The sequence below is a fragment of the Micromonospora sp. WMMD1102 genome, assembly GCF_029626265.1.
Lineage (GTDB): Bacteria > Actinomycetota > Actinomycetes > Mycobacteriales > Micromonosporaceae > Plantactinospora.
Window position 1 is genome coordinate 3,110,268 of record NZ_JARUBN010000001.1, and the last position, 21,594, is coordinate 3,131,861.

26 protein-coding genes are annotated in these 21,594 nt (G+C 72.7%); 20 read left to right on the plus strand and 6 right to left on the minus strand.

The features are described 5' to 3' along the window. Positions 1-92: 92 nt before the first annotated feature. Both O7626_RS13820 and O7626_RS13825 read right to left on the minus strand, forming a co-directional pair. A complete protein-coding gene (locus O7626_RS13820; RefSeq protein WP_278061575.1) occupies positions 93-1,268 on the minus strand; it encodes a low temperature requirement protein A in 1,176 nt (391 codons plus the stop codon). Between the two features lie 304 nt (positions 1,269-1,572). Beyond that, the gene (locus tag O7626_RS13825; RefSeq protein ID WP_278061576.1) at positions 1,573-2,634 is read right to left on the minus strand and encodes a DUF6461 domain-containing protein; all 1,062 of its coding nucleotides are present in this window, start codon (positions 2,632-2,634) and stop codon (positions 1,573-1,575) included. Positions 2,635-2,740: 106 nt separating this feature from the next. On the opposite strand from O7626_RS13825, the gene O7626_RS13830 reads away from it, so the two are divergent. Both O7626_RS13830 and O7626_RS13835 read left to right on the plus strand, forming a co-directional pair. Beyond that, positions 2,741-2,944 carry a hypothetical protein gene (locus O7626_RS13830; protein WP_278061577.1) on the plus strand — a complete coding sequence of 68 codons (204 nt, stop codon included), beginning with the start codon at positions 2,741-2,743 and terminating at the stop codon, positions 2,942-2,944. Positions 2,945-3,075: 131 nt separating this feature from the next. Then, on the plus strand, positions 3,076-4,407 hold the full coding sequence (locus tag O7626_RS13835; protein ID WP_278061578.1) for a DUF1343 domain-containing protein: 1,332 nt from the start codon (positions 3,076-3,078) through the stop codon (positions 4,405-4,407). 57 nt (positions 4,408-4,464) lie between these two features. Here O7626_RS13835 and O7626_RS13840 read toward each other — a convergent pair whose 3' ends face one another. After that, on the minus strand, positions 4,465-5,553 hold the full coding sequence (locus tag O7626_RS13840) for an SRPBCC domain-containing protein (RefSeq protein ID WP_278061579.1): 1,089 nt from the start codon (positions 5,551-5,553) through the stop codon (positions 4,465-4,467). A 177-nt stretch (positions 5,554-5,730) separates the two neighbouring features. On the opposite strand from O7626_RS13840, the gene O7626_RS13845 reads away from it, so the two are divergent. After that, complete coding sequence (locus tag O7626_RS13845; protein ID WP_278061580.1) at positions 5,731-5,925, plus strand: hypothetical protein; 195 nt, start codon at positions 5,731-5,733, stop codon at positions 5,923-5,925. 84 nt (positions 5,926-6,009) lie between these two features. On the opposite strand, the gene O7626_RS13850 is transcribed toward O7626_RS13845, so the two are convergent. Next, positions 6,010-6,669, minus strand: coding sequence for a hypothetical protein (locus O7626_RS13850; RefSeq protein WP_278061581.1), 660 nt, complete (start codon positions 6,667-6,669; stop codon positions 6,010-6,012). Between the two features lie 358 nt (positions 6,670-7,027). Between O7626_RS13850 and O7626_RS13855 the strand changes: the two genes are divergently transcribed. Next, complete coding sequence (locus O7626_RS13855) at positions 7,028-7,249, plus strand: hypothetical protein (protein ID WP_278061582.1); 222 nt, start codon at positions 7,028-7,030, stop codon at positions 7,247-7,249. A 23-nt stretch (positions 7,250-7,272) separates the two neighbouring features. Here the strand turns inward: O7626_RS13855 and O7626_RS13860 are convergent, their stop codons facing one another. Continuing rightward, entirely contained in the window at positions 7,273-7,725 is a 453-nt protein-coding gene (locus O7626_RS13860; protein ID WP_278066149.1) for a hypothetical protein, read from the minus strand. A 65-nt stretch (positions 7,726-7,790) separates the two neighbouring features. Continuing rightward, the gene (locus O7626_RS13865; protein WP_278061583.1) at positions 7,791-8,003 is read right to left on the minus strand and encodes a phosphatidylethanolamine-binding protein; all 213 of its coding nucleotides are present in this window, start codon (positions 8,001-8,003) and stop codon (positions 7,791-7,793) included. 263 nt (positions 8,004-8,266) lie between these two features. Between O7626_RS13865 and O7626_RS13870 the strand changes: the two genes are divergently transcribed. From O7626_RS13870 to O7626_RS13945, 16 genes are all read left to right on the plus strand, one after another. Beyond that, complete coding sequence (locus O7626_RS13870) at positions 8,267-9,424, plus strand: XdhC/CoxI family protein (protein ID WP_278061584.1); 1,158 nt, start codon at positions 8,267-8,269, stop codon at positions 9,422-9,424. A gap of 167 nt (positions 9,425-9,591) precedes the next feature. Beyond that, positions 9,592-10,698, plus strand: a complete 1,107-nt coding sequence (locus O7626_RS13875) for an N-acetylmuramoyl-L-alanine amidase (RefSeq protein WP_278066150.1) — start codon at positions 9,592-9,594, stop codon at positions 10,696-10,698. Positions 10,699-10,785: 87 nt separating this feature from the next. Continuing rightward, positions 10,786-11,178, plus strand: coding sequence for a DUF2267 domain-containing protein (locus O7626_RS13880; protein ID WP_278061585.1), 393 nt, complete (start codon positions 10,786-10,788; stop codon positions 11,176-11,178). 355 nt (positions 11,179-11,533) lie between these two features. Further along, the gene (locus tag O7626_RS13885; RefSeq protein ID WP_278061586.1) at positions 11,534-12,184 is read left to right on the plus strand and encodes a CDP-alcohol phosphatidyltransferase family protein; all 651 of its coding nucleotides are present in this window, start codon (positions 11,534-11,536) and stop codon (positions 12,182-12,184) included. Beyond that, the gene (locus O7626_RS13890; protein ID WP_278061587.1) at positions 12,181-13,083 is read left to right on the plus strand and encodes a DUF881 domain-containing protein; all 903 of its coding nucleotides are present in this window, start codon (positions 12,181-12,183) and stop codon (positions 13,081-13,083) included. Before O7626_RS13885 ends, O7626_RS13890 begins: the two co-directional genes overlap by 4 nt. Beyond that, positions 13,080-13,412, plus strand: coding sequence for a small basic family protein (locus O7626_RS13895; RefSeq protein ID WP_278061588.1), 333 nt, complete (start codon positions 13,080-13,082; stop codon positions 13,410-13,412). Before O7626_RS13890 ends, O7626_RS13895 begins: the two co-directional genes overlap by 4 nt. An 11-nt stretch (positions 13,413-13,423) precedes the next feature. After that, complete coding sequence (locus tag O7626_RS13900; protein ID WP_278061589.1) at positions 13,424-14,509, plus strand: DUF881 domain-containing protein; 1,086 nt, start codon at positions 13,424-13,426, stop codon at positions 14,507-14,509. A 69-nt stretch (positions 14,510-14,578) separates the two neighbouring features. Further along, positions 14,579-14,959 (plus strand): glycine cleavage system protein GcvH, encoded by a 381-nt coding sequence (gcvH, locus tag O7626_RS13905; RefSeq protein ID WP_278066151.1) that lies wholly within the window; start codon positions 14,579-14,581, stop codon positions 14,957-14,959. A gap of 215 nt (positions 14,960-15,174) precedes the next feature. Continuing rightward, a complete protein-coding gene (locus O7626_RS13910) occupies positions 15,175-15,627 on the plus strand; it encodes an FHA domain-containing protein (protein ID WP_101365931.1) in 453 nt (150 codons plus the stop codon). Continuing rightward, on the plus strand, positions 15,624-16,394 hold the full coding sequence (locus O7626_RS13915; protein ID WP_278061590.1) for a MerR family transcriptional regulator: 771 nt from the start codon (positions 15,624-15,626) through the stop codon (positions 16,392-16,394). The genes O7626_RS13910 and O7626_RS13915 overlap by 4 nt, the downstream gene beginning before the upstream one ends. A 321-nt stretch (positions 16,395-16,715) precedes the next feature. Further along, the gene (locus O7626_RS13920) at positions 16,716-17,180 is read left to right on the plus strand and encodes a bifunctional nuclease family protein (protein ID WP_278061591.1); all 465 of its coding nucleotides are present in this window, start codon (positions 16,716-16,718) and stop codon (positions 17,178-17,180) included. 216 nt (positions 17,181-17,396) lie between these two features. After that, positions 17,397-18,035, plus strand: coding sequence for a MerR family transcriptional regulator (locus tag O7626_RS13925; RefSeq protein WP_278061592.1), 639 nt, complete (start codon positions 17,397-17,399; stop codon positions 18,033-18,035). 111 nt (positions 18,036-18,146) lie between these two features. Beyond that, the gene (locus tag O7626_RS13930; protein WP_278061593.1) at positions 18,147-18,878 is read left to right on the plus strand and encodes an ElyC/SanA/YdcF family protein; all 732 of its coding nucleotides are present in this window, start codon (positions 18,147-18,149) and stop codon (positions 18,876-18,878) included. A 273-nt stretch (positions 18,879-19,151) separates the two neighbouring features. Then, complete coding sequence (locus tag O7626_RS13935) at positions 19,152-19,595, plus strand: group 1 truncated hemoglobin (RefSeq protein WP_278061594.1); 444 nt, start codon at positions 19,152-19,154, stop codon at positions 19,593-19,595. A gap of 2 nt (positions 19,596-19,597) precedes the next feature. After that, the gene (locus O7626_RS13940) at positions 19,598-20,776 is read left to right on the plus strand and encodes a globin domain-containing protein (protein WP_278061595.1); all 1,179 of its coding nucleotides are present in this window, start codon (positions 19,598-19,600) and stop codon (positions 20,774-20,776) included. After that, entirely contained in the window at positions 20,773-21,495 is a 723-nt protein-coding gene (locus O7626_RS13945; protein WP_278061596.1) for a cell division protein DivIVA, read from the plus strand. Before O7626_RS13940 ends, O7626_RS13945 begins: the two co-directional genes overlap by 4 nt. Positions 21,496-21,594 lie beyond the last annotated feature (99 nt).

A 21,594-nucleotide genomic window follows, 5' to 3' on the forward strand; every position in this document is an offset into this window, starting at 1 on the left:
GCGCCGCCCGTGCCAGGCCGGACCCCTCGACAGCACCGGGTGTGTCGCCGGGCTCCCGGAGGGTGAGCGCGGCGGCGACCCGGCAGTGCCGCCTAGACAGCGCCGGGTGTGCCGCTGGGCTCCCGGAGGGTGAGTGCGGCGGCGACGACGACGCCCAGCAGCACCACCATCACGGTCGCCGCCACGGCCAGCGGGGGCAGTAGGACCATCGCCGGTGCCATCAGGACCAGCACGGCGATCCCGATCGGCCAGGGACCGGCCACCCGGACGAAGACCTCGTGCCCGAGCAGGATCCGGCCGGCGAGGAAGAGCACCGGGCCACCGACGAGCACCGCGACCCAGCCGCCGGGGGTGTCCTCGGCGGGATGACGGATGATCAGCTCGTCGCCGACCGAGACCAGTACGACGCCGGCCACCATGATCAGATGAGCGTAGCCCGCCCACTTGGTCTCCCGGCCCGGGTCGGCCGAGCCGGTGATGGCGCTGCCGAGCTTCTCCCGGGCCCGGTAGAAGTAGATCCACCAGAGCAGCACGGTGGTGAGGAACGAGATCAGCACGGCGAGGGCCTGGACCGGGCCGTACTCGGTGCCGCGCACCGTACGGGCTGTGATGATGACGGTTTCGCCGAGCGCGATGATGATGAACTGGCGGTACCGCTCGGCCAGGTGCTGACCGGCGGTGTTCCACTCCCAGGCTGGTGAGCGGCCGATCCTCGGGGTGGGCCAGCGCAGCACCGGCCCCAGGTATTCCAGGGCCAGGGCTGCCGTCCAGAGCACCATCCGCAGCGATCCGGAGACGTAGACCCCGCCGAACCAGAGCACTCCGGAGAGGCTGAACCAGAAGATGCCGCGCAGCGGCCGGTTGCGCAGCCGGTGACCACGCAGGATCACCGCCAGGGTCGTACTGCGGAACAGGTGGATCCCGACGTACGTCGAGGCGAAGAGCAGGGCTCGGCCGTTGAACGCCTCGGGCAGCGAGGTGGACATCAGCAGGCTGCCGAGCATGATCGTGATGATCACCAGTTGCACGGCGGGGCGCCGCGAGTCCAGGGTGTCGGTGGCCAGGTTGGTGTACGACCACACCCACCAGACGGCCAGCAGCAGCAGGAGCGTCTCGTAGGCGCCGAGCGGGGTCAGCTTGCTGACCAGCGACTCGGCGAGCCGGGCCAGGATGAAGACGAAGACGAGATCGTAGAAGAGTTCCACCGGGGTGGCCCGCATCGGGGTGTCCGGGTCGCGGATCAGCGTGGAGTGCCGTTCCCTCGCCATCCGCCGCCCGTTCTCTCGCCGCCGCGCCGAACGAGCTGCCGGTCAGCCTTCTGACCTGCACGAACGCACCGCTCGCCCCTGTCGAAGCAGTCGTACCACGACGGGGTGGTCCGATCTGCGGCTTCGCTGGACGGGACGGTCTGCGGCTTCGCTGGACGGGACGGTCGGCGGCCACCCACCGGAGCCGGTGGGTGCCTCCGGGTTGGCCTCCCGGACGCCCGGCCCGGCCCGGTGCGGGCGACGGCCGGGCCGGCCCGTGCCCCTCGGAGCGGGGTGGGCTCAGCTCCGTAGTCCGGCGAGTAACTCAGGCCCGTAGTTCGGCGAGTAACCGGGCCCGGTGGGCGACCCGGGCCGGGTCCCGGGGCGGAGCCACCCAACCGAGCACCTGGTAGGCCGCCCGCACCTGGTCGGGGAAGAGTGCCGCCTGCACCGCCAGCCCGGCGGAGTGGCGCTGGAACGCCCGCTGGCGTTCCGCGTCGGTCATCCGGCCGCGCTGGGTCGGCAGCGCCAGCGAGGTGCCGGCGAGGTCGGCCTGGCAGGCCAGTTCGCGCAGCAGCAGGCCGAGCGCCGAGTCGTCCGGCACGGTCCGCCGCTCGGCCCGGTCCAGTTCGGCCAGCGCGTCGGCCAGCACCGGCTCGGCGGCGATCCCCGCCTCGACGGCACGTCGCCGCGCCTCGGCGGCCACCACCCGGCGCAGCAGGTCGGGCGGGGCGGCGGTGATCGCGGTCAGCAACTCCTCGTCGTCGCGCAGCATCCAGGTCGGCAGCTCGGGTGGATCCGACAGCAGCGGCACCAGCTGACCGGTGGTAAGCGGCCCGGCCAGCCGGTCGGCGTCGAGGTGCACACCGGTGACCAGGTCGGCCAGCCGCAGTGCGGCCTCGAGGCCGGCGCCGGACCAGCCGGGGTCACCCTGGTCGGGCAGGCCGACCCGGCGCATCAGCGGCACCAGGGCGTCCGGCGCCTCGCCCCAGCGCCGGACCGGGGAACTCGGGTCGAACCCGGTGCGCAGCACGCCGTCCACCGCGTGCGCGAACCGCTGGTTGCCGTTGACGTTCGTGTACACCGACAGTGCCTCGGCGCCGCCCGAGACGGCCCGCAGCACCTCGTTCCGGCTGCCCTCGTAGCCGTTCTCCTCCAGCACGAAGACCCAGCCGTCGAGCCGGCCGGCCAGCACGAGGGGCGTGAGCGGCGACGGGGTGGCCTGGTCGGCACCGGCCAGTGACCGGAGGCTGGCCGGGTCGGCGCCGAACCGGCGCAGCACCGCCGACTCGTCGGGGTTCCGGACGAACGTCAGACAGAACGCCTCGCGGAGGTTCGTGTCGTCGAGCCAGTCGTACTCGTCGTCGAGCCAGTCGTGGTCGCCCATGCCGTCCCCGTCCCCGTGAAGTGTCGACCGTAACCGACGACAGCCAACCGTGGGCGTACGACAAAACCCGGCGGGCGTCACCGGTGCCGGGATTACGGTGAGGAGCATGGACCCATCCGCCATCTGGCGGGACAAGAACCATCGCTGGCGGATCGAGGCGATCCGCGCTCCCGACCTGCGGTTCGCCATCTACGCCACCAACGGCACCACCGAATCCGCCCCGCTCTGGCTATACGGCATGCCGGCGCTGGCCCGGTGGCTGATGATCCAGAACATCGAACTGGGCGACCTGGTGGCGGAGGACCTGTGACCCTCGGAGCGGCGGGACGTTCCCCCGGCCGCCGACCCGTCGCGTAGTTTTCCTTCTTGACCAGCTCATGTGTTGTAGGTAACTTCCGGGACACGTTTCCGTGCCCGCAGCCCCGCCCCCGGGAGGCCGTCGTGCGACGCAGAAAGTTCCTCGCCAGCACCGCCGCAGCCAGCGCCCTCGGCGCCACGGCGGGCACCCTCGGCGGTGCCACCGCCTCCGCGGCCCCGGACACCGACCGCTTCGGCCCGGACGGGCACGGCGGGCACGGCCGGCGGGTCGGCACCGGCCTGGACGTACTCGTCGAGTCCCGGTTCGCCGCGCTGGCCGGTCAGCGGGTGGGCGTGCTTTCCAACCCGACCGGGGTGGACGCCCGCTACCGCCACCTGGTCGACCTGATGCACGGCTCCGGCCGGGTGCGGCTGACCGCCGCGTTCGGACCGGAGCACGGCTTCCGGGGCTCGGCCCAGGCCGGCGGCAGCGAGGGGACCGGGATCGACGCCCGGACCGGCGTCACCGTCTACGACGCGTACGGCGCCTCGCAGGCGAAGTGGGGAGAACTGATCGCCCAGGCCGGGGTCGACACCGTCGTCTTCGACATCCAGGACGTGGGCGCCCGCTTCTACACCTACATCTGGACCCTCTACGACTCGATGGTCGCCGCCGCCCGGCTCGGCATCCGGTACGTCGTACTCGACCGGCCGAACCCGATCGGCGGCCGGGCGTACGGGCCGATGATGACCACGCCGTTCACCTCGGGCGTCGGCAAGAAGGAGATCGTGCAGCAGCACGGCATGACCGTCGGCGAGCTGGCCCGGTTCTACAACGGCGAGTTCCTGCCGGCCGAGGCGGGCCGGCCGGTCGACCTCACCGTGATCAGGTGCCGGGGTTGGCGGCGCGGCGACTTCGCCGCCGACGCCGGCGTGCCGTGGGTGCTGCCCAGCCCGAACATGCCGACCCCGGACACCGCGCTCGTCTATCCCGGCACCTGCATGTTCGAGGGGGTCGCCTCGATGACCGAGGGACGGGGGACCACCCGGCCGTTCGAGCTGGTCGGCGGCCTGGCCGACGACTTCGACTACCACCTGGTGGACCGGGTCGCCGCCCGGGAACTGCCCGGGGTCGAGTTCCGGGAGGCGTACTTCTCGCCGACCGCCGCCGGACAGAAGCCGGACCTGCTCAACAAGCTCTGCGCCGGCGTCGAGGTACGGGTCACCGACCCGGCCCGGTTCGACCCGGTGCGTACCGGCGTCGCGCTGCTGGTCGAGGCCCGGAAGTACCCCGCGTTCGCCTGGCGGGCGGACAGCTGGGACGCCGCCCGGCCGTACTGGATCGACAAGCTCACCGGCTCCACCCGGCTGCGCACGATGATCGACGCCGGGGCCGACGTGCCGGACGTGGTCGGTGCCTGGTCGGCCGAGTTGGCCGAGTTCGACCGGCGGCGCCGGCCCTACCTGCTCTACTGACCGACGGCGCGCCGGCCCTACTGACCGACGAACCGTACCCGCCCTACTGACCGGCGGTCACAGCCCTTCGCACGGCTGGTCCCCGACCGCGCAGCTGGTCGGCCGCTTCTGGGTGAGCGTGGTGTCCCGGTCCACCTCGAACCAGATCGTCACCGAGCGCTTCGCCGCGAGCGGGGCGCCGGTGAAGGTGACCTGCTGCTCCTCCTGCCGGTAGCTCTCCGCTCCGGTGGCATCGGCCAGCCGCGCGCCACCGGAGAGGGTGAGCACCAGGGTCCAGCTCGGGGCGGCCGCGTCGCCGTCGTTGGTCACCACCACCTCGCCCTCGTAGCCCAGCAGCCGGCTCCGCACCGTGCTGTACCGGGCGGCCAGGTTCGGCTGGCCCGCCCTCGGCGGGTTCGCGGCGGCCGGCGACGAGGTGCGGCGGGGCGTGCTGCCGGGCCGGGCCGGCCGGCTGGGCGGGACCGTGCTGGCGGCGCCGGTCGGGGTCCGGGCGCTCGGCGCGGGCGTACCCGCCGGGGTGCTCGGCGTGGCGCTGGCGGCGGTGGCCGTCGGTCCGCCGGCCCGGTCGTCGTCCTGGCCCAAGACCAGACCGGTGGCCACGACCGTCGCGCCGACCGCCAGGGCCAGCACCGCCAGCGCGGCACCGAGCCGCCGCCTGGACCGCCGGCCCGGGTCGGGCCCGCCGGCCGGCACGGCGCTGAGCACCTGGGTGGGCGCCGGCAGTTCCACCTCGCGGAACGCCAGCCAGTCGAGTACGGCGGGCAGCCGGGTGTCGAGCAGTCCCCGGTGGCACTCCGCGCGCCGTCCGGGTTCGGCGGGCAGCCAGGGCTCCTCGTCGTCGCCCTGCACGACGGTGAGCCGGCATCCCTCCGCGGTGGGGGTCAGCTCGCACTCCAGCCGGGTCTGTTGTCCCTCGTCGGGCCAGCGCAGCACGATCCGGTGTGGCCGGTCCACCTCGACCAGCTCGACGACGATCAGCTCGTCGAGTTCGGGCAGGTCGACCGGGCGCAGCTCGAACCGGCTGATCGACGAGGGCCGTGGTGCGATCGAGGCGAACCACTTCGGCAGCAGCTCGCGATCGGTGAGCGCCCGCCAGACCCGTTCCGGGGGATGGCGCAGTTCGACGCTGGTCCGGATTTCGGTCACGGCGGAACTGTACGGCCATCCGGCACCGCGGGCCCGTCGGCCCTACCGAGCCACCGACGCAGGCCAGCGCAGACCACCGCCGGCCCGAGCCGCCCGTCGGGACCCGCCCGGCGGCCGGTCACCGAATCGGAGACGATTGCGTTATTCCGGTAAAACAGACTGTATGCGGCAATTAGCATGATCCGAGTGAAAAACAAGGGACTGCGGACCCTGCTGTCGATCGGTGCCGCGCTCGCCGTCATCTACTTCGGCACCACCGGTGCGGAGGGAGGCGAGGGCGGGGTCACCAACACCGTCCTGCTGCTGGCCGTCGCCGCCGGCCTGATCGTCTGGTACCTGACCCGGCCCGCCTCGGGCAAACCGGTGAGCTGACCGCGCATCGCACCGCCCGGCCTCCTCACACGGCACCGCCTGCGGGCCGACCGGCCTCCTCACACGGCCCGCCCACCGGCCCGTTCACCGGGCGGCGGCGACGGCCGCCCTGTCCAGTTCGGCGATCGACTGCTGACCGAGCGAGACGCGGACCAGCGCGGAGGCCAATCGGGGAAAATCGACCCCGTCGACCAGCCCGGCCAGTTTGTCCGATGTGGACGGCAGACCGAGCCGGCCGGCTGCCTTGACGGCCCTGGCGTCGGCGTACGGCCGGACGTCCGGCCAGACCGCCTGGACCTCCCGGAGGAAGATGTCCGCACCGGTCGGTCCGATACCCGGAAACCGGGTCAACTCGCGCCGCAGCGCGGACGGGTCCCCACCCGCCTCCCGGTGCAGCCGGCGCAGGTCGCCGTTCCAGCGTTCCAGGCACAGTCGTGCCCCGTTGCCCAGCATCGTCGCGGTCCGCTCGTCGTAGCGCCGGTAGTGTCCCCGGCCCAGGGCGTCCACCAACTCCTGCCAGCTGCGCGAGTCGGTGCCCTGCGGGGTACGGCAGCCGGCCGCGAAGAGTTCCCGGGCCGCGGCCACCGCCACGCCGGCCCGGATCCGGGTGCTGAGCAGCGTCGTCAGCAGCAGCAGCTGGTAGAGCGGGCCCGGCCGGTCGGCCAGCCGGATGCCGGCCTCGTCGGCGTACGTACGGCCCTGCCGGTCCAGCAGCACCCGCACGATCGCTCGGTCTCGGTTCATTCGATCCGATTACCCCGGCGGAGCCGGTCCGTGCACCGGGAGGCCGACCGGACAACGTGCGTTCGGCCTCCCGCCACCATCGGGCCGCGACCTGGGCCCGGCAGCCCCGGGCCGCTGGCCGCCGGCGAGGCGGGCGATCTCGGCGACCTCGGCCGGCCGGCCGACCGAATGGCCGCACCGGCACCGGGTATCCCCATGGCGGGTACCCGGGTGTACGTGGCGCGCTCGGCGAACCGGACGGTCGCGAACCCCCGGGGCACCCTGCCGGTCGGCGGACCACCGCCGGCCGGCGCCCACGGTGGGCGGCGCGCAGACCTGACGCCGCCGACTGGTACGACGACCTCGGAAGGGGACGGCGATGACGAACGTGCAGCAGCCGGAGATGCGCCGCAACGAACTGAACCCGACGGTGCAGGACAGCAAGGGACCCCGCCCGGACGAGCCGACCCGGGTCCGTGGCGGCGGTGGCCGGCGGATCCCGCCGGACCAGGTCTCCCCGTACGGCCCGTCGGCCCGACGGGTCGCCGAGGATCCGGACCGGAACGCCGCCGGCCGTGCCGACGCGCGCCGGATCGACTGACCGGGACGGCTTCCGGCCGGGTGTCACCGGCGGTGCCGGCCTCGGCTCAGCTGTCCGAGCGTCGCCACCGCGGCCACCCCGTACGCCAGGTGCGGGACGATGTCGGTGAGCCAGTCCGTACGGCTCCACCGGCGCGGGTCGGTGACGCCCAGGGCGGTGAGGGTGCCGTCGGAGGCGAGCATCGCGACGGCACCGAAGAGCCCGGCTGCCACCGGCCCGGGGAGCCGGCGCGACCCGGTGAGGGTGAGCGCCGCCCCGGACAGCACACCGGTCGCGTAGCCGAGCAGGGGCCCGAGGCCCGAGCGGCGGTTCGCCGCCCGGTCCTCGGGCCCCAGACCGACGTGCAGCATCTCGGCGAGCCGCTGCGCGCTCTCCTCCGGGGTGTTGCTGGCCGGTCGTGCCCGCAGGGCCATGTCGAGGTAGGTGACCACGTTCAGGGCCACGCTGCCGACCGCGCCCGCGATCGCCCCGTCCACCGCCTCGGTGAGCGGACCGCCCGGTGCCGGCCGGTCCAGCAGGCCGGTGACGGCACCCCGGCCAATCACTTGGGCTCTCCCGGGCCGCGTTCGCCCTTCGGCCCGAGTCCCCGTTCGCCGCGTACGAAGCCGGGTCGGCCGCGGTCCTCCCGGAGGTACCGGTTCGCGGTGTCGTCGGCCTTGCTGTCGTTGGCCCGGCGGCCGGAGTCGTCGATGTGCTTGCGCAGCCGGGCGCGCTCCACGTCGTACGCGTTGCTGCCCGGTCGTGGTCCTGGCATGGCTGCCTCCCCGTCGTGTCGGCGCCGTCCCGGCTGGTCTACCCGCCCGGGTCCGGGCCATTCACGCAGCGTGACGGCCTTGGGGTCGCCCGATGCCGCCGGGCGTAATCTCGCAGTGCGCTCCGGGATGGGCCGGAACGGATGATCGGACATATGGGACCATCGGCGGATGGCGCAGATCGGCCGGCAGCGGGGGCGGGCAGCGCGGGGGAGTCGCAACCGGCCGACGGTGACAGCCGGGAACGGGTACGGGTGAGCGGGTCATGCGGGACGTGCTGGACGAACTGGACCGTTGGTGGCGGGCGGGCGAGCCGGTCGGGATGGCGACCGTCGTCGCGACCTGGCGTTCGGCGCCCCGGCAGGCCGGGGCCACCATGTTGGTCGGCCCGGACGGCGCGGCGGTCGGCAGCGTCTCGGGCGGCTGCGTCGAGGGCGCGGTCTACGACCTGACCCGGCAGGTCACCGCCACCGGCCGGCCGGCCCTGCACCGGTACGGCGTCTCCGACGACGACGCGTTCGCGGTGGGCCTGACCTGCGGTGGGGTTCTGGACGTGTACGTCGAACGGGTCGACCCGGCCGGCTTCGGGGAGTTCGCCGAGGTGGCGGCGTCGATCCGGGTTGGCGAGCCGGTGGCCGTGCTGACCTGCGTGTCGACCGGCGGGGCGGATCCGGACGGGCGGCTCGGCCGGCGGCTGGTGATCTGGCCGGACCGCACCGCCGGCTCCCTCGGCACCGACCGGCTGGACGCGGCGGCCGCCGACGACGGGCGGGGCCTGCTCGCCGTCGGCCGTACCGGCATCCTCCGGTACGGCTACCACGGCCAGCGCCGCGGCGACGACCTGCTGCTCTTCGCCGCCTCGTACGCCGCGCCGCCCCGGATGATCGTGTTCGGCGCGATCGATTTCGCCGCCGCGCTGGCCCGGGTCGGCGCGTTCCTCGGCTACCGCGTCACGGTCTGTGATGCCCGCCCGGTGTTCGCCACCCCGCGCCGGCTGCCGGACGCGCACGAGGTGGTGGTCGACTGGCCACACCGCTACCTACGGGCCGAGGCGGAGGCCGGGCGGGTGGACGGGCGCACCGTGGTCTGCGTACTGACCCACGATCCCAAGTTCGACGTGCCGGTGCTGGAGGTGGCGCTGCGGCTGCCGCTCGGTTACGTCGGGGCGATGGGTTCGCGGCGCACCCACGACGACCGGTTGGCCCGGCTGCGGGCGGCCGGCCTCGACGCCGACGAGCTGGGGCGACTCGCCTCTCCGCTCGGGCTGGACCTGGGGGCGCACACCCCGGAGGAGACCGCCGTCAGCATCGCCGCCGAGATCGTCGCCGGCCGGTGGGGCGGTACCGGCCGCCCGCTGTCGGAGACGGCCGGCCGGATCCACCACGAGACGCCCGCGCCGGAGGGTGCGGCGCCGGTCGGCTGACCCGCGCCGGGTCCCGGCGGGGCCGATCCGGGTCTGCGCGCCGTGGAACTCCCGCCCAGCCCGGTCTAGCGGTGGACGTCGATCCTCTGGTAAGAATTCCTTCAATCTCCTCCGCCGTCATCAAAGAAACCTTCATCCTCCGTTTCTGGAGGTCCACCGTGACCGGCATCCCCCTGTCCCGCCGTGACGTCGTACGCGGCGCGGTGTTCCTCGGCGTCGGCGCCGCCACCGGCGGCCTGTCGATCGCCGGCGCACCGCCCGCGCTGGCGGCGCCCGACGAGGCGGCCGCGCTCGCCGTCCCCGTTCCCACCATCGCCAGCTGCGCCACCTGGGGTGCCCGGTCACCGGGTTCGCTCAGCGTGATCTCGTCCTCGCCCGACAAGATCGTGATCCACCACACCGCCGGTTCGAACACCACCAACTACACCCAGGCGCAGGCCTTCGCGATGGCCCGCAGCATCCAGAACTTCCACATGGACGGCAACGGCTGGTCCGACTCCGGGCAGCACTTCACCATCAGCCGGGGCGGCTACGTCATGGAGGGCCGGCACAACAGCCTTTCCCGGCTGCGCGCCGGCAGCGGCATGGTGGTCGGGGCGCACTGCCCGGGCCAGAACGACAAGGGCATCGGCATCGAGAACGAGGGCACCTACACCAGTGCCACCCCGCCGGCCGCGCTCTGGGACAGCCTGGTGGCGTTCTGCGCGTACGTCTGCGACCAGTACGGCATCGCCGCGTCCCGGATCTACGGGCACCGGGACTACGTCGCCACCGCCTGCCCCGGCAACGTGCTCTACGGCATGCTCCCGCAGTTGCGGGCCGACGTCGCCGACGCGCTGGCCGGGGGCGGCACCCCGCCGCCGGCGTTCAGCGCGATCGTCGACAACACCACCACCGGCCGGTTCACCGCCAGCGCGAACTGGCGCACCTCGACGTACTCCACCGAACGCTACGGCGCCGACTACCGGTACGCCGACCCGGCCGCGACCAGTGACGTGGCCTACTACCAGGTGAACATCCCGGCCGAGGGGACCTACCGGATCGACGCCTGGTATCCGGGCATCGCCGGCTACAACACCGCCACCCCGTACGTCGTGCTGGCCAAGGGCGGGAACCAGACGGTGGTCGTCGACCAGAGCACCGGTGGCGGGGCGTGGCGCTCGCTGGGCACCTTCACGCTGACCGCCGGGGACCGGAACGTGGTCGGGGTGAGCCGGTGGAGCGGCGCCGCCGGGTACGTGGTCGCCGACGCCGTCCGGGTCACCCGGGTCTGACCCCCGCCCGGCGCCACCCGCCGGTCCACGCATCATCGGCGGGCCGGCGGGTATCGGCGTACCGGAGCCGGTTACGGGGGTGGGGGAGTGCGGTACGACGAGTTCGTCGCCAAGGTGCGCGACCGGGGCGAGTACGCCGATCCGGCGGAGGCGGAACGGGTGACCCATCTGGTGCTCGGAATCCTCGCCCAGCGGTTGTCCCCGGACGAGGCGGAGGACCTGGCCGCGCAGTTGCCCGGACCGCTGGCCGCGACCCTGATCTCGGCCGGTCAGGGCGCGGCGGGCGCCTTCGGGTCCCGGGAGTTCCTCGGCCGGATCGCGACCGGGGCGGGCGCGACCGCCCGGACCGCCGAGTGGGACGCCAGCGCCGTGCTGTGCACCGTGGCGGAGGCCATCTCCGGCGGTGAGCTCAACGACGTGCTGACCCAGCTCCCGTCCGGGTATGCCACCCTCTTCGGCCGCGCCGGCCTGAGCGGCTGACTCAAGGCGACCGGCCAACTCTTCCACCAGCTCGCCCGTGGGCGGCCGGACCCGAAATTGCGAGCTAGCGTCCTAGGATGCTTTACGGGAAGTGGCACCGGTCACACCGGAACGGGCGAAACAACAAGAGACCGGACACGGACGGCCGGTCCGAAATCGGGGCGGATATAGTGGCACGGCAATTGAGCAGCCACGGGAGCCGAATGCGCCGTAACCGTGGCTGCGTCAGATGCCGGTGTTCGTCCGGAATGCAGCAGGCGTTGTCGGGGCAGAGGCCGGTCGGAGTACGCACCGGTTTCTGGACCGCCCTCCGCCACAGCGCGGACGCCGGGCCGTGGCGTTGGAGGGAGGTTCGGTGTCGCGTCGGCCGGCGCGGGCGGGTGACCCCCAGCCAACCGCTGACGCCGCCGCCGGGCCCGTCGGCCCAGCGTGGCGGATCCTCACCGTCCCCAACCTGATCAGCTTCGTCCGGCTGCTCGGCGTACCCCTCTTCCTCTACCTGTTCCTGGTCGCCGGTGCGGACGTGGCCGCCGTGGTCGTACTCGCCGTCGGCGGCATGAGCGACTGGGTGGACGGCTTCGTCGCCCGGCGGCTGCGCCAGGTCAGCCGGCTCGGCGAGCTGCTCGACCCGGTCGCCGACCGGCTCTACATCCTGGCCACCCTGGTCGCGCTGACCGTCCGCGACGTGGTGCCGTGGCAGTTCACCGTCGCGCTGCTCGCCCGGGACGTGGTGATGACGGCCAACCTCGCCGTGCTGCGCTGGTACGGCTACCGTCCGCCGCCGGTGCACTATCTCGGCAAGACCGCGACGTTCGTCCTGCTGGCCGCTTTTCCGGTGCTGCTGCTCGCGGCTACGGTGCCCGGGGCGGCTACCGTCGCCGGGGCGATCGGCTGGGGGCTGGCACTGTGGGGACTGGGCCTGTACTGGCTGGCCGGCGGGCTCTACCTGGGCCAGACGGGGCGGCTGGTCCGGGCGGCCCGCTCGGCGCGGGCGGAGGTGGGATGACCGAGCAGGGCAAGCGGACGTACGCGGCCGATTTCCTGACCGAACTGTTCCAGAACCCCCTCGACCCCGGGTACGCCGACGCGGCCGAACGACGTCGGCGCGGCGGGCCGGTCACCGGGTGGCGCCGGTCCACGCCCCGGGCGGTGACCCTGGTGACCCTGGTGGTGCTGGGGCTGCTGCTGGCGATGGCGTACCGGCAGACGATGGCGGCGGAGCCGAGCCGGAGCAAGGCACGGGCCGGGCTGGTGACCCAGATCAAGCAGCGGGAGGCGGAGAACGCCGAGCTGACCGGGCGGGCCGACCGGTTGCGTGCGGAGGTGCTCCGGCAGCGGGACGCGGCGCTCTCCGGGAGCGCGGCCGCGAGACTGCGGAACCTCGAGGCGGCGACCGGGCTGGGCCGGGTCCGCGGCGACGGGCTGGTGGTGCGGGTCGCGGACGCGCCGGAGAAGTCGGACGGGGTCACCGCGGCCGGTGGCCCGAATCTCGGTCGGGTGCTGGACCGGGATCTGCAGGACATCGCGAACGCGTTGTGGAGCGGCGGGGCGGAGGCGGTCTCGATAAACGGGCAGCGGCTGACCGCCACCTCGACGATCCGGGCGGCGGGCGGGGCGATCCTGGTCGACTTCAAGCCGGTGGTCGGACCGTACGAGGTGTCCGCGATCGGTCCGGGCCAGTTGGAGCGGCGGTTCCGGGACAGCGAGGCGGCGCGGTTGCTGGACAGCGTCTCCGAGGAGTACGGGATGTCGTTCGAGTTCCGTCGGGTCGACGACCTGACCCTGCCGGCCGCGACGGAGCCGCGGCTGCGCTATGCCACACCTTCGCCCGAGGCGACGCCGGTGCCGTCCGGCTCGTCGGCGGGTGGCGGAGGGTCCCCGAGTCCGCTTGGAGGCGGCCGATGATCGCTGTGCTCGCGTTGTTCGCCGGGGTGCTGCTCGGCGTCTGGCTGGATCCGACGGTGCCGTCGGCGCTCCAGCCGTACCTGCCGATCGCCGTGGTGGCGGCGCTGGACGCGGTGTTCGGCGGGGTGCGGGCCAAGCTCGACGGGATTTTCGACGACAAGCAGTTCGTGATCTCGTTCATCTCGAACGTGCTGGTCGCCGGGCTCATCGTCTATCTGGGTGACCAGCTCGGTGTCGGTGGGCAGTTGTCCACCGGTGTCGTGGTCGTCCTGGGTGTCCGGATCTTCGGCAACGTGGCGGCCATACGTCGGCACCTGTTCCGGGCGTAGGTTCGACGGCGATGGCGGAAGCGAGCGAGCGGAACGAGTCGGCCGAGTCGGCCGAGGTGGTCGGGCGGGCGGCGCCGGACGGGCGGCCGGCGGGGGACGACGTGTCGGCCGTGTCGGCGGCGCCGGGTGCCGGGTCGGAGTATCCGGGTGGGCCGGGGTCGGCCGGTGCCGAGGTGTCGGGCGCGGACCCGGGCACCGTGCCGGACGAGGACGGCCCGACGGAGCGGTTGTCGAGGGGCGACGGCCCGCCGCAGCGGTTGGCGGCCGAGTCGCTGGCGGGCGAGGACGGCCCGACGGTGCCGTTGCCGGGCCGGGACGAGATGGTGTCGGTCGGTGCCGAGACGGTGCCGATCCGGAGCGGGGTGTCGGCTGCCGGGCCGGTCGCGCCGGTGCGTCGGCTGCTGCGCCGGTTGACGGCGGCGAACGCGATGATCGCGGTGTTGCTGGCGTTGCTGGGTTTCACCCTCGTGGTGCAGTTGCGGACCAACTCCACGGACGCGTCGCTGGAGACGGCCCGCCAGGAGGACCTGGTGCGGATCCTGTCGGATCTGGAGGCGCAGGAGGAGCGGGTCCGGCAGGACATCGCGGGCCTGGAGGAGAGTCAGCGGCAGTTGAACTCCGGTGCGGAGGGCCGGCAGGCGGCGTTGGACGAGGCGACCCGGCGGGCCGACGAACTGGGCATCCTGGCGGGGACGTTGCCGGCTCGTGGGCCGGGGTTGACGGTCGGGTTCATGCCGGTGAGCAAGCCGATCGCGGCATCCCGGGTGTTGGACGCGGTGCAGGAGCTGCGTGGTGCCGGGGCGGAGGCGATGCAGATCTCCGGTGCCGACGGTGCCACGGTGCGGATCGTCGCGTCGACGTACTTCCTCGACGCGGACGGCGGGATCTCGGTGAGTGGACGGCGGTTGACCGGACCGTACATGATCACCGTGATCGGTGATCCGAAGACGATGCAAACCGCACTGAACATCCCGGGCGGGGTGGTGGCATCGGTCAGCGGGGACGGCGGTAACGTGGCGATCCAGGAGCGGGAGATGGTCGACGTGTCGGCCGTCAGCTCGCCGAAGGACCTGCAACATGCGCGTCCGGTCTCCTGACCGGGTGCGGTCGGGGCGGCGGCTCGGCGTCCCGGATATCTGGCTGGTGTGACGGAGAAGGACGCGTCTGTGATTCCTGAGGACCTGCGGTACACCGCGGAGCACGAGTGGGTGGCCGGCGACGGCAGCGGTCCGGTGCGGGTGGGCATCACCCACTTCGCGCAGGACGCTTTGGGCGACATCGTGTATGTCCAGCTGCCCGACGAGGGTGTGACGGTGCAGGCCGGCGAATCGTTTGGTGAGGTCGAGTCGACCAAGAGCGTCTCGGAGATCTACGCACCGTTGACCGGTACGGTGGTGGCCCGTAACGAGCAGCTCACGGACACCCCCGAGGTGATCAACACCGATCCGTACGGGTCGGGGTGGCTGGTCGAGATCGCGCCTGCCGACGCGTCGGCGGTGGCGGGTCTGCTGTCCGCCGGGGCCTATCGGGAACTGACCGAGAGCTGATCGTGGTGACGCCGTCGCGTGGTTGTGTCCGCGCGTCTGGTTGCCCTGTATTTCGGCGCTGGCTAGGCTCGCCCAGTCGACCGAGAACCAATAGTTGCGCGTTGCGGAATTTGCCTTCCCGGGCACGGGGGAGCCAGCCGCTGGGCCGCTAGGGCGCCCGGCGGCCAGACCCGTAACACCCGACGCCGACCGAACAGATCCGTGAGGTGGTCCCAATGACGCGCCCAGACGACGAGTTCCCCCCGCTCGACGTCACATCGACGCTGAACCTCGGTTCTCTCGACGAGATGTTGGAGGGGCCCGAGACCGACGTCGTTCCGAGCCGGATGTCCGGCTCGCTGCCGCCGGGGATGGCGTTGCTGGTGGTCCGGCGGGGTCCGAACGCCGGCGCCCGGTTCCTGTTGGACCACGATGTGACGACGAGCGGCCGGCACCCGGACAGTGACATCTTCCTGGACGACGTCACGGTGTCCCGTCGGCACGCCGAGTTCCACCGGGACGGTGGCACGTTCACGGTCCGGGACGTGGGCAGCCTGAACGGGACGTACGTGAACCGGGAGCGGGTCGAGGCAGCGACGCTGAGCAACGGCGACGAGGTCCAGGTCGGCAAGTTCCGGCTGGTCTTCATCGCCGGTCCGCGTCCGGAGGAGGGGGCCGTCCGGGGGTGAGCGAGCGTGCGGCGGCGGCTGTTCCCGGCCCGGGGGCGGCCGCTCGGAACCAGCCGTTGATGAGTATCGGCGAGGTGCTGGCGCAGCTTCGGGTGGAGTTTCCCGACACCACGATCTCGAAGCTGCGTTTTCTGGAGTCCGAGGGTCTGGTCGAGCCGCAGCGCACACCGGCGGGTTACCGCAAGTACAGCTGGGATGACGTGGCGCGGCTGCGGTTCGTGTTGACCGCCCAGCGTGACCAGTACCTGCCGTTGCGGGTGATCCGGGAGCAGTTGGCGGAGGCGGACCGGGACGGGCTGCCGGGTCCGGAGCGGCCTCGACCGTCGCTGGTGGCGGTCGGTCCGGATGGTGCGGTGCCGGGTCGGGATGTGGCGGCCCCGGTTGGTGAGCCGGCGGAGACCCGGTTGGACCGGACCGAGTTGTTGTCCCGCAGTGGCCTCGCCGAGGGGTTGCTCGCGGAGTTGGAGCGGATGGGCCTGTTGGTGTCGCAGCCACCCGGCTGGTATGACGCGGACGCGCTGGTGATCGCGCAGGCGGTGGCCGGTTTGGCGGCGTACGGGTTGGAGCCGCGGCATCTGCGCGGTTACCGGACGGCGGCGGATCGCGAGGTGGGGCTGTTCGCGCAGTTGGTGGCGCCGTTGGCCCGGCAGAGCGATCCGGCGGCCCGGGCGCGGGCGGCGGAGGCGGCGCGGGAGCTGGTGGGCCTGTCGCAGCGGCTGCACGGTGCGCTGGTCCGGGTGGGGTTGCGCGGAACGTTGGGCCGGTGAGCCGCCGGGCGGGCGTGCGTCCCGTCCCGGGCGGTGCTGGGTGTTCTTCGGTGGGGTTGTCCGGTGCGGCGGTGCTGACCGGCCGCACCGGGCGGGTCCGGGTGGCGGGCCGGGGCGCCGTGTGCAGAAGATCTGCGGCGGCGGGCGTGGCGTAGGCTTCCCGGGGTAACCCGTGTGGTGCGGATGTGGGCGGCGCGGGTGGGACGGGGTTATCCGAGCCCGTGTACCGTGCAGGGAAGGGGCATACCGCCCCCGGCGGCGGGTAGCATCGGCCGCCGCAGGGACGGTGGTGGCGAAGACGACGGCGACACGGAGGCGGCGGTGCGCGAGCTGAGCGTGGTCGGGGTTCGGGTGGAGCTTCCCACGAACCAACCGATCGTCCTGCTCAGAGAGGTCGAGGGCGACCGTTATCTGCCGATCTGGATCGGGGCGGTGGAGGCTACCGCGATCGCCTACGAGCAGCAGGGGGTCAAGCCGGCCCGGCCGTTGACCCACGACCTGCTCCGGGACATCCTCGCCGCGGTGCAGGCGCCGCTGCGGGCGGTGGAGATCGTGGAGTTGAAGGAGAACGTCTTCTATGCCGACCTGCTGATCGGGGACGGTCTGCGGGTGTCGGCCCGGCCGTCGGACTCGATCGCGTTGGCGTTGCGGGTGGGTGCGCCGATCCGTTGTGCGGAGCAGGTGCTCACCGAGGCCGGGATCATCATCCCGGACGAGCAGGAGGACGAGGTGGAGAAGTTCCGGGAGTTCCTGGAGCAGGTCCGCCCAGAGGACTTCGCCGGCTGAGGTGCTGGGGTGCGGGCTGGCGGCCCGGCCGCGCCGGTCGTCGGGTAGTCGGCTAACGATCGATGGGCCGTGGGGTAACCCTGCGGTGATCCCCGAGTGCGGCGTGTCGCGGCATTTCCTGCGGGGTAACCCTTCAGCCGGGCTATAGGGTTGGCCTGTCGAGGGGTGAACGTCGGCGGAAACGGCGTGTCACCGCACGGGCGGGGAGGTTGTCCGATGCATGAGCTCCAGGACCCTGATCCGGGTACGTCGAGTCTCCAGGGTACGGGTCAGCCGCACGTCAACGGGCCTGCTCGGGTGCCGGAGGACGACCCGGTCGACGGGGCGTCGGTGCAGGACGGTTCGGTCGGCTACCGGGGTGTGACGGCCTGCCACGCGGTCGGGATCAGCTACCGGCAGTTGGACTACTGGGCGCGTACCTCGCTGGTGGTGCCGAGTGTGCGGGACGCCTCGGGGTCGGGGACGCAGCGGCTCTACTCGTTCCGGGACCTGGTGGTGCTGAAGGTGGTCAAGCGGCTGCTGGATGCCGGGGTCTCGTTGCAGAACATCCGGCGGGCGATCGACGCGCTGCGTTCGCGTGGGGTGGCGGACCTGGCCGGCATCACGTTGATCTCGGACGGGACGACGGTGTACGAGTGCCGGTCTCCGGAGGAGGTCGTCGACCTGTTGCAGGGCGGTCAGGGGGTGTTCGGGATCGCGATCGGCGGGGCGTTCAAGGAGGTCCAGGGCTCGCTGTCGCATCTGCCGGCAGAGCCGGCCGGGGAGACTCCGCTGGCCGGGGAAGATCCGGAGCCCACCGGTGTGCGGGCCGGCGACGAGTTGGCGGCCCGTCGGGCCCGCCGCCGCGCGGGCTGAGTCCTCGGAAAGCGCGGTCCGGCACCACACTGCGGGGCCGTCCCGCCCTGCGGGCCGGTGTCGCGGTCGCCGTAGGCGGGGGCTCGTGATCCTTGTCGCATAATGGGCGGCATGCCGTCTGGTCCGTCACCGCAGTCGTCCGGGACCCCGCAGCCGGGTTGGTTCGCCGCGCGTCGCGGGCGTCGTCGTCTGCTGTTCGGAGTTCTGGCCGGGGCGCTGGTCGGGCTGCTGCTGGTGCCGGTGTCGGTGCTCGGCAGTGTGCTCTGGGTGCGGCAGTCGGCGCGGGAGCACGTTTTTTCGGTGGCCGACGTCCCGGCGGCGCCGGTGGCGCTGGTGCTCGGCGCCCAGGTGTATCCGGACGGTACCCCGTCGCCTTTCCTGGCCGCCCGGCTCGGGTTGGCCAAGGAGCTGCTGGACGCGGGGAAGGTCCGGGCGATCCTGGTTTCCGGCGACCACGGGAGCTGGGCGTACGACGAGCCGGGGGCGATGAGTCGCTGGCTGGTACGGCAGGGTGTGCCGGCCCGGCTGGTGGTCCAGGACCACGCCGGGTTCGACACCTACGACTCGTGTTCGCGGGCCCGTCGGGTCTTCGGGGTCGAGCGGACCATTGTGGTCACCCAGAGCTTCCACATCGAGCGGGCGGTGACGGTGTGCCGGCGGGTCGGTCTCGACGCGGTCGGTGTCGGTGACGATTCGGTACGCCGGTTCGAGCGGGCTTGGCGGTGGGGTGGCTTCCGGGAGCACTTCGCGGCGGTGAAGGCGGTCTACGACGTGTTCAGTGGGCGGGATCCGGTGTTCCTGGGCCCGCCGGAGCCGGGGATCCGGGACGCGTTGACGAGTTGACGAGTTGCGTTGCCGGGTGTCGGCGGTGGCTCAGCGTGACCGGGGTGGCCGGGGTGGCGTCCGATGGGGATGATGGTCCGGATCGAATCGGGCTCGATGATTGTCGGGCCGGTTGGGTATGGATGACACCGATTCGGGTTGGATGACACGGAACGGCTGGGCGCGGTAGTGTCCCCACCCAGTGTCACCCGGCGGCCGTCCGCCCGCCGGGCGGCACCGTCGGTGTTTCGCCCCCTCACGCCGCGCGATCCCCCTCGCGCCGGAAGGAAGACCGTGACGGATCCACATGACAGCGCCGGGTCGTCCCCCGCGGACGGCGCCACGGCCAACGGGTCGACTCCCAGCCCTTCGCACTACGAGCGGATCGGCGGGGCGGAGTCGGTCAGGGCGGCCGTGCGGCTGTTCTACGACCGGGTGCTCGCCGACCCCGAGCTGGCCGGCTACTTCACCTCGGTGAACATGGAGGAGCAGCGCCGGCACATGGTGCTGATGCTGACCGTGGTGCTCGGCGGACCGAACAACTACGCCGGTCGGGGCCTGGCCGAGGCGCACCAGCCGTTGAACATCCCGGGCGAGCACTACGCCCGGGTCGGTGCGCATCTGGTCGACACCCTGGTCGGGCTCGGCGTGCCGGAGGACATCCTGGACGACGTACGGGCGACGCTGGGCGCGGTGCGTGACCAGGTGGTGTCGAGCGGCACCTCGGCGGGCGTCTGACCGTGGACGTCGCTCGTCTCAAGCAGAGTTGGCACCTGGTCGCCGCGCACGGCGACCAGGTGCCGCTCTACTTCTACTCGACCCTCTTCCTGGCGCATCCGGACGTCCGGCAGATGTTCCCGACGAACATGGCCGGCCAGCGGGACCGGCTGGTCACCGCGCTCGGTCACATCGTGTCCAACGTGGACCAGGTGGAGCACCTGGTCGGGTTCCTCACCTCGCTCGGCGCCGACCACCGCAAGTTCGCGGTCCGGCCGGAGCACTATCCGGCGGTCGGGGAGGCGCTGCTGGCCACCCTGGCGCACTTCCTCGGTGAGCAGTGGACCGAGGAGCTGGCCCAGGACTGGACGGCGGCGTACGGGCTGGTCGCCAAGGTGATGACGGACGGCGCGTCGGCGGCGGAGAACGTCAGCCCGCCGTGGTGGGTCGGCGAGATCGTCGCGCACGAGCCGCGGACGTTCGACATCGCGGTGCTGACGCTGCGTCCGCAGTATCTGTTGCCGTTCGAGGCGGGGCAGTCGGTCGGGGTGTCGAGCCCGGCCACCCGGGCGTGGCGGTACTACTCACCCGGCAACGCACCCCGGACCGACGGCACGATCGAGTTGCACGTGCGGGCGGCGCCGGGCGGGGCGGTGAGTTCCCGGCTGGTGTACGGCACGAGTGTCGGTGACCAGGTGCATCTGGCGGCCCCGGTGGGGGAGCAGCTGACGTTGCGGCAGGCGTCCGGCGGCGGGGACCTGCTGCTGCTGGCGAACGGGACCGGCTGGGCGCCGTTGAAGGCGCTGGTGGAGCAGGTGGCGGCCGAGGGCGGCGGCCGGCGGGTCGACGCGTACGTCGGTGCCCGGTCCCGGACGGAGTTCTACGACGTCGACGCGACCGAGAAGCTGGTGGCGTCGTACCCATGGTTGCGGGTGACGTACGTGGTCAACGCCGACCCGGCACGTCCCGGAGAGTTCGTCCAGGTGGTGGATCGCGCCCTCGCCGACGGTGACTGGCGCAACCGGCACGTCTACGTCTGCGGGTCCGATCCGATGGTGTCGGGGGCGGTCGGCACGCTGGCGCAGGCGGGCTACCACGCCGGGCAGCTGCACTACGAGGCGCCGGGCGGGCAATGGTATTCGCCCGGTCGGCGGATCGGCGGGCTGCAGGAGCAGCGGCCGGCAGACGGAGGTACCCAGTGAGCGCGAGCCCGATCAGCGAGTACGACCGCGCCACGGCGCTGTCGGGTCCGAGTCCCCGGGTGCGGATCACCTCGGACCGGGTCCGGCGGTGGGAGTTCTCGGCGGCGTCGTTCACCCGGCGTGGTTTCGACGAGCGGGACGTCGACCGGTTCCGGCACCAGGTGGCCGACGAGTTGGATCTGTTGGCGACGCAGGTGGCGGATCTGCGGGCGGAGAACCAGCGGCTGAACGACCATGTGGAGCTGCACCGGCACGGGGTGCTGCCCAGTGCCGGCAACCGGCCGCAGTTGCCGGGAGCGAAGGAGGTCAACCTGCTGTCGGCGGCGCAGCGGGAGGCGGAGCAGATCATCGCCCAGGCGCACGACTACGCCCGCCGGGTCGCCGAGTACGCCCGGGTGCAGTACGAGAACTATCTGCGGGCGGCGGCCGAGGAGGCCCGCAGCGAGGCGGAGCGGGCGGTGCAGGAGTACCGGGCGTCGGCCGGGTCGAGTTTCGACGACACGGTCGCGACCCGGGAGGCGTTGCGGATCTTCGGCGAGATGATGATCTCGCACATGCAGGCGGCGGCCCGGCATCTCGACGACGGCAGTGAGCATCTGGCCCGCACCATGGACCGGATCGCCCGGGAGGTGGGTCCGGGGAACGGTAACGGCGCCACGGCGTCGGGGGGTGTGGTCCGGCAGGCGCTGGCGCCGCGTCCGGAGCAGCCGCGTCGCTAGCGGGGTGTCGGTCTGGCCCGGTCCGTCGGCGTGACCGGGCGGGCCGGTGGTGACCGCCCGCCGTGGGCGGTCACCACCCTGGCAGCCAGGAGCAGCGGT